The organism is Acinetobacter sp. LF10 (genome assembly GCF_048585715.1).
GTDB lineage: Bacteria > Pseudomonadota > Gammaproteobacteria > Pseudomonadales > Moraxellaceae > Acinetobacter.
In genome coordinates, this window is sequence record NZ_CP184160.1 from 2,766,413 (window position 1) to 2,779,542 (window position 13,130).

The window sequence follows — 13,130 nt, forward strand, 5'->3', positions numbered from 1 at the left end:
TTTTGATTCTTTATATATGAATTAACATATATATGCAATTCCACATATTAATAAACTGAAGAAATGAGATGAGTCGATAAACTCATTTTCTCAGCTTTTTAGCAGAGCTTAATCCTCCATATTCGGGGTTATTGTCTTAAGTTGATCATTTTGGAATATAAGTTAAGCAAATGAGTCACTGAGCTTAGGGACTTTTTCTTCTAATATGCGGCTACACAGTTGTAACCATAGAGTTCTTGCACGATGACTCAATTGCCTAAAGTTAAAAATACCTTTGTTAACGCTAAAACAGCCCAATCAATCTTAAAAACGCGTGCGGGTAAGCAAGCTGCACAAGTATTTTCAAATGCGGCAGATCGTTTCTTGAGGGGACATCAACTGGCATTGTCAGGAAAGACACCTTTTGAAGTCGTTTATGAACGTGAAATTATTAGCTTACGGTTTTACAAGGCAGATGTAGAATCAGGTGAAAATAAACACCGTGTACCACTCGTTATTATTCCCCCATTAGCAGCGAATACCTTAGTGTTCGATTTGTTTCCTGATCGTAGTCTCATTCGTTACTTTCAAAGCCAAGGTTTTGATGTCTATATGATTGACTGGGGCACACCAAGCCGTAAACAAGCTAGATATAATTTCGGTACATATATCAAAATTTTTATGCCCGACTTTATCAGCAAAATTCGTGAACATAGCGGACAACAACAACTATCACTGTATGGCTGGAGTCTCGGTGGAGCTATCTCACTTTGCTATACCTCATTATTTAAAGACAAAAATATTAAGAATTTAATGATTTTGGCATCACCAATTAACACTCATCAATCAGGTTATATTGGCAAGCTTTATCAAAAGTTAAACACACCAGCACAATGGGTGCGGACCAATACTAATTTCCGAATCCGTCAAATTCCGAGCCGCTATTTCCATATTCATGGTTGGCAAAATACGCTTGGATTTAAGCTCACAGATCCAGTAGGTAATTTTAAAAATTATTGGCAATTACTGAAAAATTTGAACGATCGACAGTTTGTCATTAATCACGCAACATCAAGTTCGTTTGTTGACAATATGCTCGCCTATCCTGGCGGTGTAATGCGCGATATTATTTTACGCTTCTGGATTGATAACGAACTTTCGACAGGTCTCGTTAAATTTGGAGATCAAACTGCTGATTTTAAAGATATTGAATGTTCAGTACTTGCGATTGGTGGGGATACTGACATTATTGTGACTGCTGAAGCTGTACGACCATTAATGGATTTGATCAGTAGCCAAGATAAAACCTTTGAAATTGTCTCTGGTGGTCATATGGGTTTGGTTTCAGGTAGCCAAGCACCACAAGCAGTTTGGCCTGTAGTTAGCGCATGGTTACAACAGCGCTCAAATTAAGTGCTTATAATTGCTAAAATAATCAAGGCTGTGAATCTCTTTTACTTGAAAAGATATGAGCAGCCTTTTTCGTGAATAGATGATATAGATATCGTTAAATCAAAATAAATTAAGCAAAGTTGTGACGATTCAACACTAAATTTTCAACATTTACAGGTATACCCAATAAATAACCTTGTAATTGATTGCATCCTAAATTCGTTAAAATATCAGCTTGTTGCTGTGTTTCTACACCTTCAGCGGTGACGATTAAGCCTAACTTAGCGGCAAGATGAATGATACTTTCTAAAATTGCTTCTTCTTTCGAGTTTGGTTGTAAATCTATGAGAAAACCGCGATCAATTTTAAGTTCATCAACAGGCAGATCTTTTAAATATAAAAAGCTTGAGTAACCAGTTCCAAAATCATCAATGGCGATCCGAATACCCAACTTACGCAAACGTTCTAAAGTACGAATACTTGAATCAATATGATGCATTGCTGTTGATTCAGTGATTTCTAAAATAAGATTGTGGGGTTGAATTTGATATTGTTCTAAGAGCTGTTCTAATACGCTAAAAAGTTTTTTATTTTCAAATTGTAATGCAGATAAGTTGACGGCAATCGGGTAGAACGGACTATTACTTCGTTCCCATTTTTGAATCTGCTGACAAGCTTGCTCCAATGCCCAATAGCCCATTGGAATAATTAACCCTGTTTTTTCAGCACCTTCAATAAACATTTGAGGAGTCAACAAACCTAAACTTGGATGCTTCCAGCGAATGAGCGCTTCAACACCACAAACTTGATAATTCGCAGTGAATTTAGGCTGATAAAATAAAACAAATTGCTGCTCATCTACCGCTTTATACAAATCATTAATTAATTTGGATTGACTACGGACATCTTGCTGATCTGTAACGGAATGGAAAACCGTAAACGTATTCCGCCCCTGTTCTTTAGAGGCCAACATTGCTACATCTGCATTAATTAATAAGTCCTGAACATTCGTACCGTGCTCAGGATACATCGCGATTCCCAAACTTGCAGAAATATTAATTTCTTTTGTCGCGATCAGATATGCTTCTTGAATAAAATGCAGAACTTCTTCTGCCAGTAACATCGCTTCATTAAGATCAGTGTTTTCAGAGACCAGTACAAACTCATCACCACCAATACGAAATAGCTTATGGCTTGAACTTAATTTTTCATGTAACCGATTAGCCATTTGAATTAAAAGTTGATCACCAATATGGTGTCCAAAAGCATCATTTACCGATTTAAAGCGATCTAAATCTACATATAAAAATGCTGCTTTTTCTTCTCGTAAACGATGATGGCTGAAGATTACTTCTGCATAATCTGTCAAATATAATCGATTCGGCAACTTTGTTAATGAATCATGTAGTGACTGAGTTGCTAATTCTTTATTTATTCTAACTAATTGTTGATTACGCTCTTCTAATCGGGCTTCTAAAACTGCGACAGCAAAACCAGCGACAAACACTAAACTGGTAATAAAAATAATGGTAAATAATAAAACGGCTTGCTCTGTTTGTGCTGAACCAAGTGCTTCCACAAATCCTGTATCAAAATAAGTGGCTGCCATACCCGTGTAATGCATACCTACAATACTAAAAGCCATCAATATTGCAACGACAGCCTTTAATGCAGTTTTATATTTAACAGCGGTTTTATATTTAAAAACGAATAAACAGCTCAAACCAGAACCACATACAGCGATGAGTACTGAACAAATCACGAGTAATGGATCATATCTCAATTGATGGTGCTCAACTGAAAGCGCCAACATCCCCGTGTAATGCATTCCAGATATCCCTAGCCCTAAGAATAATGCACCTAAAATCAGACGTGGCATAGGTAAAGTAGGTCTAGTCGTTAGCCAAACAGCAAATACCGAAGCAGTTGCGCCTATCAAATATGAAAGCACAGTCAAACTAATATCAAAATGATAGCCTTCAGGCAAATGGCTCGCAAGCATTCCAATAAAATGCATTGCCCATATTGCCAAGCCTAAAGTCAACCCACTCGTTACTAAAATGCTTTTCTCAAACTTTTTATAAGCAGCTTTAAAAACGAGTTCTTCCATTGAAACTGCAGCATAACAAGTCGCTACTGCAACCAAAATGGAAACGATGACCCATGTGCTATCGTAATCAACGTGAACCATAAAGGACTTCCATGATTATTCAGTACTTTTTTTTATTTGTTGAGCGAATTGCTCGAAATCAGAACGATCCTTAACACTCAAAAAAGATACAAATTGTGTATTCATAAACTTTCCTTAACAATAACATCATCTAGCATAAGGTCAAGTCTTTTTCATTTTATAAATCAATAGAATAAAAACATGTAATCATTTCAAACCAATGAAAAGACTTGCTTTTTTATTGTACTTTTTTACCGAAAGACCAATTTATTTTTGCTAGGTGTTTTAGTATTTAAGTAGTTACTTCTTATTTGTTTTAAACTGCACGATGAACTTAAGTCTCATTGCAGTTTTGTTGTTTTTGTCATGTATTAAGTACGATGTAAACTGCTTATTTGAGATACATATTAAGCCTTTTTTAATTTTTATACTGTTATAACTCTGTTATCAGCAGCATTAAAAAACTTCATTTATCAACAAGAGGGTTCTTTTAACTCAGAGATAAAACTTAGTTTTCTCTTTGTCTCCGATTTTGTTCGCTTGAATCCTGAGTAGGGTCTCCTACGCAAGGAGCAGGGAAATAGAAAAGCATCGCTTTTCCCCTGTGCAAGAGTAGAGCTATGTTTAACCAATGCGTAACATTAGAATAATCCAATAAAAAACCCTTGTAAAAACAAGGGTTTTTTTAAAGATTAAACTAGAACTTAGTTTTTCTCTTTATCAACGATCTTGTTCGCTTGAATCCAAGGCATCATCGCACGTAACTTATTACCCGTTACTTCGATACCATGCGCAGCGTTTTGACGACGACGAGCAGTCATAGATGGGTAATTTAACGCACCTTCTTGAATGAACATTTTTGCATATTCACCAGATTGGATACGTTTCAATGCATTACGCATTGCTTCACGAGACTGTTCGTTGATTACTTCAGTACCAGTCACATATTCACCGTACTCAGCATTGTTAGAAACTGAGTAGTTCATGTCAGCGATACCGCCTTCGAACATTAAGTCAACGATTAACTTAAGTTCATGTAAGCATTCGAAGTAAGCCATTTCTGGTGCATAACCAGCTTCAACTAAAGTTTCGAAGCCCATTTTAACCAATTCAACCGCACCACCACAAAGAACTGCTTGCTCACCGAATAAGTCAGTTTCAGTTTCTTCACGGAAAGAAGTTTCGATGATACCTGTACGACCACCACCTACACCTGAAGCGTAAGAAAGCGCTACGTTACGTGCATTACCAGAAGCATCTTGGTGAATTGCGATTAAGTCAGGAACACCTGAACCACGTTGATATTCAGAACGTACAGTATGACCTGGTGCTTTTGGAGCAACCATGATTACGTCTAAATCTTTACGTGGAACAACTTGGTTATAAAGAATAGAGAAACCATGAGCAAATGCTAAAGTCGCGCCTTCTTTAATATTCGGCTCAATCACATCACGATAAAGTTGAGATTGGAACTCATCTGGAGTCAAAATCATCACTAAGTCAGCTTGAGCAACAGCCGCTGGAACTTCAGATACTTTAAGACCAGAATTTTCAGCTTTTTTCCAAGAAGTAGAACCTGCACGTAAACCAACAGTTACGTCAACGCCAGAGTCTTTCAAGTTAAGTGCGTGAGCATGACCTTGTGAACCATAACCAATGATTGCAACTTTTTTGCCTTGGATGATTGATAAGTCACAGTCTTTATCGTAAAAAATTTGCATCTGTTTTCTCCGCTAAAATTTTTGTCATTTCCCTTGTTTTACAAGGATAGATCCTTTGAAACTTCCCAATTCTTGCATTTCTATATGAAGAATTGGGGAAGCGATTAAATACTTAAAACTTTTTCACCACGTGCGATACCAGACACACCAGAACGTACAACTTCTAGAATGGTATTTTCAGCAAGTGCATCAATAAAACCATCAATCTTTTCAGTTGTACCTGCGATCTGAATCGTATAAGTGGTTGGTGTTACATCAACGATTTGGGCACGGAAAATATCAGCTGTACGCTTAATTTCCGCACGAGCGGCACCTAAAGCTTTCACTTTAATCAACATAAGCTCGCGCTCAATATGTGCACCTTCTGACAAATCAACCACCTTAACCACTTCAACTAATTTATTCAGTTGTTTTGTGATCTGCTCGATTTTGTGATCATCGCCATAAGTTGTCAGCGTCAAACGAGATAAAGTTTCATCTTCAGTTGGCGCAACGTTTAAAGTCTCAATGTTGTAACCACGTTGAGAGAATAAACCGACCAAACGAGAAAGCGCGCCTGCTTCATTTTCTACAAGTACAGAGATAATGTGTCTCATGCCGTGCGCTCCCCTTTACCTAACCACATATCTTTCATCGACTGACCTGCAATCAACATTGGATAAACATGTTCTGTACGATCAACCATGACATTAATGAATACACATTTATCATTAATTGCCATTGCTTCAGCCAGTTTAGATTCCAATTCATCTGCATGATTGATTTGAATACCTACATGACCATAAGCTTCCATCAATTTTGCAAAATCAGGTAAAGAATCTACATAAGAGCTTGAATGACGCCCTTCATAGTTCATGTCTTGCCACTGCTTCACCATGCCTAAAGCTTGGTTATTCAAGCAAAGAATTTTTACATTTAAGCCATATTGCTTACATGTTGATAATTCTTGGATACACATCTGAATTGATGCTTCACCTGTAATACACACGACTTGTTGATCTGGGAATGCAAGCTTCGCTGCCATTGCATACGGTAAACCAACACCCATCGTGCCTAGACCACCCGAGTTAATCCATTGGCGTGGACGTTTGTATTTGTAGTAGTTTGCACCAAACATTTGGTGCTGACCTACGTCAGACGTAATGATCGCTTCACCATTGGTCACACGATCAAGCGCTTCCACCACTTGTTGTGGTTTCATTTCACCATTTTGAGCTGCTTCATAGCGTAAGCCATGAACTTTACGCCACTCATTAATCTGAGACCACCATTCAGCAATTGCTTCAGGATTTGGCTTAGACACATTCATTTGTTTAAGCTGAGCTAACATTTCTTGAAGAACTGGCTCAACGGCACCCACAATTGGAATGTGCGCCATGATCGTCTTAGAAATTGTTGCTGGGTCTACATCAATATGAATTACTTTCGCATTGAGACAGAATTTTGCAGGGTTATTAGTCACGCGGTCATCAAAACGTGCACCAATGGCCAAAATCACGTCTGCATTATGCATTGCCATATTGGCTTCATAAGTACCATGCATCCCTAACATACCCACAAATTGTGGATCATTACCTGGGAAAGCACCTAAGCCCATCAATGTATTGGTTACTGGATAGCCTAATAAATGCGCAAGTTCAGTCAATAGTGCAGAAGCATTACCTTGAACAACACCACCGCCCGTATAAATCATTGGCCGTTTAGCAGTGATCAGCTCATCAATTGCTTTGCGAATTTGACCTGAATGTCCACGTGAAGGCGGTTGATATGAACGCATCTTCACTTTTTCAGGATATTCGTAGGCAAATTTTTCTGCTGGATTGGTGGCATCCTTAGGAATATCAACAACCACTGGACCTGGACGGCCAGAAGCTGCGATATAGAATGCTTTCTTAATAATTGCAGGAATTTCGCTGGCATGACGCACTTGGAAACTGTGTTTTACGATTGGACGAGAAATACCAACCATATCTGTTTCTTGGAATGCATCTTCACCAATTAGGTGACTTGCAACTTGTCCTGACAAAATCACCATTGGGATTGAGTCCATATAGGCAGTTGCAATAGGAGTAACAGTATTTGTTGCACCTGGACCAGAAGTCACAAGAACAACACCTGTTTTACCAGTTACGCGCGAGTATGCATCTGCCATATGACCAGCAGCTTGCTCATGACGTACAAGGTAATGATTAATTTTGTCTTGTTGAAAAAGCGCATCATAAATATGTAAAACTGCGCCGCCTGGATAACCAAAAACATGCTCTACGCCTTCGTCCGCAAGCGCACGAACGAGCATTTCACCACCAGATAAAAGTTCCAACGTGATTCACCCTAGTGTTAGTACAATTTATGGGAGACATAAATTGTATTTTCATTCATTAACTTATGCACTTTTCTAAGTGTGCGTATTCTACTCGTTTTTGCTGCAATAGGAAAAATTTTCTGACTCATCAGCCGTATAAGCTGTTATTACATCTCGAATCAAAACATGTTGGGATAAACATATTTCAAAAAATCATTCTCTCGGCTAGAAAGAATGTCCATTGCAAACCATGACATTTATTCGAAGGGTGATCAAATAAGCGCATATAAAACTAAGCAAGCATTTTTGTTGCTTTCATACACAAAGTCAAGAATAAAGAAAAGGTTTTTTTAGAATAATTTTTAGCTGTTGTTTTTTTAATCTCTCAGTTCAAGGTGATTTATCGATCCAAATGCCCATTTATCAAAAAACTATTTTCTTTTTATACAAAAATAGGCATTGTGATTGGCTAATTCAAACATTTTGATCGAATATAGACGGAATTCTTTTGGGGAGATCAAATTATGAAACCATCATATTTAAAAACAAGCTTATACGCTGCCGCAACTACAACTCTGCTTCTTTTTTCTAGCCAAAATTATGCTCAGCAGTACTACAAATGGATGGATGCTAATGGTTCAACCCATTACACCACAACACCTCCACCAAAAGGAGCAAAACGATTAGATAAAATTTCCACTTATGGAAGTAGCACTCAAAATACAAACCCACCGAAAGCACAGCAACCTCAAAACGAAAATCAACCATCTGAAAGTCAACCCAATCAAAATATGACTCGACCACCAATAGATGAAATACCTCAAGCTCCTGCTGCTGCACCACCTATTCAAACACCTGTCACAGCGCCAGTGAGAGTAAAACCAAATCTTTAGACTGTTTTAGTCGGTTCAAACAAGGTGACTATTTTAGATTTGCCACCTTGTTTGGGTAAAATAAAAATATTATTAAAAAACAAATTAATATATCAATACTGTTTCAATATTTACAGATTATTATGAGGGCTGTATTGAAAGCATCTTCATCTAAAAAAGAGAGCCTTTAACAAATTCAAAGATACTCACTTTTTAAAAATACCCCAACTGGTTTCCACTCGCATCATTTAGAAGATAAAATCCTCAGCTAAAAACTGACATCCCGCCCTATTTTGCGCTATGCTGTGCAGCAATCTTAACTTTAATTTTTGTTGTATCGCATATCCCTATGACGACTTCTCACATTGACTCCGAATATCAAGCAAGTGCCATTGAGCCTCAAGTTCAACAAGACTGGGACAATCGCAAAGTTTTTAAAGTTGCAGACACTGTAGAGGGTAAACATCGCTATATCCTGTCGATGTTCCCTTATCCGAGTGGCAAACTGCACATGGGGCATGTGCGTAACTACACCATTGGTGACGTGATCAGCCGTTTTTATCGTTTAAAAGGTGAAACGGTATTACAACCTATGGGTTGGGATGCGTTTGGTTTACCAGCTGAAAATGCAGCAATAGCCCATCAAGTTGCACCTGCAAAATGGACTTTTGAAAATATTGCCTACATGCGTGACCAATTAAAAAAGTTGGGCTTGTCTGTGGATTGGGATCGCGAATTTGCGACCTGTACACCAGAATACTATCACTGGGAACAATGGTTATTTGTTCAGCTTTATAAGAAAGGCTTGATCTATCGTAAGCTTTCAACCGTAAACTGGGACCCAGTTGACCAAACTGTACTTGCGAATGAACAAGTTGAAAATGGTCGTGGTTGGCGTTCAGGCGCATTGGTTGAAAAACGTGATATCCCAATGTACTACTTCCGCATTACCGACTATGCACAAGAATTATTAGACGATTTAGACACCTTAAAAGACGGCTGGCCACAACAAGTTTTGACCATGCAACGTAACTGGATTGGTCGTTCTACAGGGATGGACATTACTTTCCCTTCTGCAAATACTGAAATTTATGCTGATAGTTTAACTGTTTATACCACGCGTGCTGATACCTTAATGGGTGTGACGTATGTTGCGGTTGCAGCAGAACATCCAATGGCACTTAAAGCAGCAGAAAATAATCCTGAACTTGCGGCATTTATTGAAGAATGCCGTATGGGTTCTGTTGCAGAAGCTGACTTGGCAGTTGCTGAAAAGAAAGGTATGGCAACTGGCTTATATGTGAAGCACCCAGTGACAGGTGAAGACCTTCCTGTTTGGATTGCCAATTACGTGTTGATGTCATACGGTTCAGGTGCGGTGATGGCTGTTCCTGCACATGACGAGCGTGATTTTGAATTTGCTAACAAATTCAACTTAGCCATCAAGCAAGTGATTGATGCCAAAGGCACAGACGATGCTGAATACTCAGCAACTGAATGGCAAGAATGGTATGGCTCTAAAGAAGGCAAACTGGTTAATTCAGGCGAGTTTGATGGTTTAGATTTCCAAGCCGCTTATGATGCGTTCCTTGCTAAATTGGAACCACAGACTTTAGCAAATTCTAAAGTTCAATTCCGTTTACGTGACTGGGGTGTTTCTCGTCAGCGTTACTGGGGATGTCCAATTCCAATGATCAACTGCAATACTTGTGGTCAAGTGCCAGTACCAGAAGATCAATTGCCTGTGGTATTACCGACTGACGTCGTACCAGATGGTTCTGGTAATCCATTGAACAAAATGCCTGAATTCTATGAAACCAAATGTCCAAGCTGTGGTGGCGATGCTCGTCGTGAAACAGATACCTTAGATACCTTTGTAGAATCATCTTGGTACTATGCTCGCTATGCATCTCCAGACTTTACAGGTGGTATGGTAAAACCTGAAGCGGCGCAAAGCTGGCTTCCTGTGAATCAATATATCGGTGGTGTAGAGCACGCAATTCTGCACTTACTTTATGCACGTTTCTTCCATAAATTGATGCGTGATGAAGGCGTAGTACAAGGCAATGAACCATTCACCAACTTGCTCACCCAAGGCATGGTGTTGGCAGACACCTTCTACCGTGAAGCAGAGAGTGGCAAAAAAACTTGGTTTAACCCTGCTGATATCGAATTAGAACGTGACGAAAAAGGTCGCATTCTATCTGCGAAATATTCAGGTGATGGTCAGGAAGTTGTGATCGGCGGACAAGAAAAAATGTCTAAGTCGAAAAACAATGGTATTGATCCACAAGCCATTATTGATCAATACGGCGCAGATACTGCTCGTGTCTTCATGATGTTTGCTGCACCACCTGATCAATCATTAGAATGGTCAGATGCAGGTGTTGAAGGCGCAAACCGTTTCTTGAAACGTGTCTGGCGTTTAGCAGCGGGTTTCCTTGAAAAAGGCAATCAGGCGACTGCAATTGATACAGTAAACCTATCGAAAGATGCGCAAGATTTACGTCGCAAAACCCATGAAACCATCCAAAAAGTGGGTGATGACATCGAACGTCGTCATGCGTTCAATACTTCTATTGCAGCATTGATGGAATTATTGAATGCGACCAACAAATTTGAAGCAAAAGATGACAATGATGTAGCTGTTACACGTGAAGCAATTACAACTTTATTGACTTTACTTGCACCATTTGCACCACATTTAAGTCAAACACTTTTAGCACAATTTAGTATTGATATTAATACGACACTGTTCCCACAAGTGGATGAATCAGCGTTAACCCGTAATACGCAAACGATTGTTGTACAAGTGAATGGTAAACTTCGTGGTAAGTTAGACGTCGCAGTCGATATCTCTAAAGATGAGTTATTGGCTTTAGCAAAAGCACTGCCAGAAGTGCAACAATTCTTAACTGGTCCAACCAAGAAAGAAATTGTCGTTCCGAATAAACTTGTTAATTTAGTGGTTTAATTTTCTGCTTAGACTCCCTCTCCTCTCAGGAGAGGGCTAGGGAGAGGTTATTAGCGTCATCCTAACCCTTCTTTAAAAAGAGGGGGGATTAAAAGCAATAAACAAAACCTCATCAAAGCCCGCTGTTATTCAACGGGCTTTGATTCTAAAATGTGGTCAATTTATCAAGATTAAATCTTCCATATTTGTTGGAATATCATAAGGACAAAGCATGCATTTAGTTCAACGTGTTGCAGCAGTTGTATTAACTTTAGGTCTAAGTGCAGGCTTAGTTGGCTGTGGCTTTCATTTAAAGGGAAGCTATCCAACGGCAACACCATTGGTTTATAACAAACTCACTTTGGTTTTACCTGACAATACCGATGAACTCGAAAATCGTTTAAGTATCTATCTTAGTGCTACAGGCGTACAACTCAGTAATGCCAATGATGCCTATGTACTTCGTATTTTAGATTACACGCCTCGTCGCCAGTTATTGAATGGTAAATTGACTGAAGTGCTATTGCGTTTAACCGTGACTTTCCAAATCGAAGATCGCCAAGGTAATAAAATTACTGAACCACGCACACTCACCGCATCACGTACTTACCAATATGATGTGGCAACAGTAAACACCGATAACCAACAAGAAGCTTATTTGAATCGCATCGTGATTGATGATATTGCTCAGCAAGTGACACGTCAGATTGCAGCCAATCGTTTACCCAAAGCTCAACCATAATTACTTTTTATGAAGTTAGATTATGTTCAAGCATTAAAACGTATCAATGAAGCCCGTGGTGCATGGATCATTCATGGGCAAGAACCTTTGCTTGAGCAAAATCTACTTGATGCATTCCGTAAAAGTTGGCAACAACAAGAAGTTGAACGTCAGCGTCATGACATTAGCAGTGTTAATGACTGGAAGAATGTCTTTAATGCGCTGAATAGTTTATCGCTATTTTCACAACAACTCGCCATTGAAGTACATGGCAATATCAAGCCTGATGCCAACGGCCTAAAACTGCTGAAAAACTATATTCAACATAATGAACATAACTTATTGCTGATCGTTTTGCCTAAACAAGACAGCAGCAGTTTAAAGTCTGCCTTTTTCCAAGTCGTGGAGGCCAATGGTGTTGTAGTTTCTTTGACCGCAACCTATCCACAAGACCGACAAAAAATCTTAAATTTAGAAGCAGAAAAATTAGGCATTCAGCTGAATCATGATGCTTGGCAATGGCTGATGCAGCACCATGAACATAATCTATTGGCTGCGAAAAACAGCCTAATGCGTGTGGCAGATACCTTTCCTGATATACAAAAAATTCAGATTGAACAGCTATATGCTTGTTTGCAAGATCAGTCACGTTATACAACTTATGATCTGAGCGATGCACTACTTGCTGGTAACTTGGCGCAATCCATTAAGATTTATCAATATTTAATTGCGGCTGGTGAACCTGACAGTCTAATTTTGTGGACATTAAATAAAGAAATGCGTCTTTTGATGCAACTCTTTGAGCAGCCCCATAATGCGATACAAATTGGTATTTGGAAAACTAAAGTATCACAATATCAACAAGCTTTACGTCGGCTGAATCCAAGACAGTTCTTGCTTTGGCCTGAACTGTTGTTACGCATTGATGCTGCAATTAAAGGGATGTCTAAAGAAAACTCAGAGCATCTTATGCTACAGGCGGTCGGAGAGTTATGTGGCAACCGCCTGTTTCCATCATAA

9 protein-coding genes are annotated in these 13,130 nt (G+C 38.9%); 5 read left to right on the plus strand and 4 right to left on the minus strand.

Features of this window, described 5'->3' with window-relative positions:
* Positions 1-243: 243 nt before the first annotated feature.
* Positions 244-1,392: an alpha/beta fold hydrolase gene (locus ACN19N_RS13315; RefSeq protein ID WP_420001530.1), complete on the plus strand. Its 1,149-nt coding sequence runs from the start codon at positions 244-246 to the stop codon at positions 1,390-1,392.
* Positions 1,393-1,501: 109 nt separating this feature from the next.
* Here the strand turns inward: ACN19N_RS13315 and ACN19N_RS13320 are convergent, their stop codons facing one another.
* The 4 genes from ACN19N_RS13320 to ACN19N_RS13335 all read right to left on the minus strand — a co-directional run bounded on the left by ACN19N_RS13320 (position 1,502) and on the right by ACN19N_RS13335 (position 7,582).
* On the minus strand, positions 1,502-3,562 hold the full coding sequence (locus tag ACN19N_RS13320; protein ID WP_420001531.1) for an EAL domain-containing protein: 2,061 nt from the start codon (positions 3,560-3,562) through the stop codon (positions 1,502-1,504).
* A gap of 683 nt (positions 3,563-4,245) precedes the next feature.
* Positions 4,246-5,262 (minus strand): ketol-acid reductoisomerase, encoded by a 1,017-nt coding sequence (gene ilvC, locus ACN19N_RS13325; protein ID WP_004655853.1) that lies wholly within the window; start codon positions 5,260-5,262, stop codon positions 4,246-4,248.
* A gap of 104 nt (positions 5,263-5,366) precedes the next feature.
* Entirely contained in the window at positions 5,367-5,858 is a 492-nt protein-coding gene (gene ilvN / locus ACN19N_RS13330; protein ID WP_005162601.1) for an acetolactate synthase small subunit, read from the minus strand.
* The gene (locus ACN19N_RS13335) at positions 5,855-7,582 is read right to left on the minus strand and encodes an acetolactate synthase 3 large subunit (protein WP_420001532.1); all 1,728 of its coding nucleotides are present in this window, start codon (positions 7,580-7,582) and stop codon (positions 5,855-5,857) included. The genes ilvN and ACN19N_RS13335 overlap by 4 nt, the downstream gene beginning before the upstream one ends.
* A 506-nt stretch (positions 7,583-8,088) precedes the next feature.
* Here ACN19N_RS13335 and ACN19N_RS13340 point away from each other — a divergent pair.
* From ACN19N_RS13340 to holA, 4 genes are all read left to right on the plus strand, one after another.
* Positions 8,089-8,457 carry a DUF4124 domain-containing protein gene (locus ACN19N_RS13340; RefSeq protein ID WP_420001533.1) on the plus strand — a complete coding sequence of 123 codons (369 nt, stop codon included), beginning with the start codon at positions 8,089-8,091 and terminating at the stop codon, positions 8,455-8,457.
* 328 nt (positions 8,458-8,785) lie between these two features.
* Positions 8,786-11,410 carry a leucine--tRNA ligase gene (gene leuS, locus ACN19N_RS13345; protein WP_420001534.1) on the plus strand — a complete coding sequence of 875 codons (2,625 nt, stop codon included), beginning with the start codon at positions 8,786-8,788 and terminating at the stop codon, positions 11,408-11,410.
* A 211-nt stretch (positions 11,411-11,621) separates the two neighbouring features.
* Positions 11,622-12,131: an LPS assembly lipoprotein LptE gene (gene lptE / locus ACN19N_RS13350; RefSeq protein WP_269239043.1), complete on the plus strand. Its 510-nt coding sequence runs from the start codon at positions 11,622-11,624 to the stop codon at positions 12,129-12,131.
* 9 nt (positions 12,132-12,140) lie between these two features.
* Complete coding sequence (holA, locus tag ACN19N_RS13355) at positions 12,141-13,130, plus strand: DNA polymerase III subunit delta (RefSeq protein WP_420001535.1); 990 nt, start codon at positions 12,141-12,143, stop codon at positions 13,128-13,130.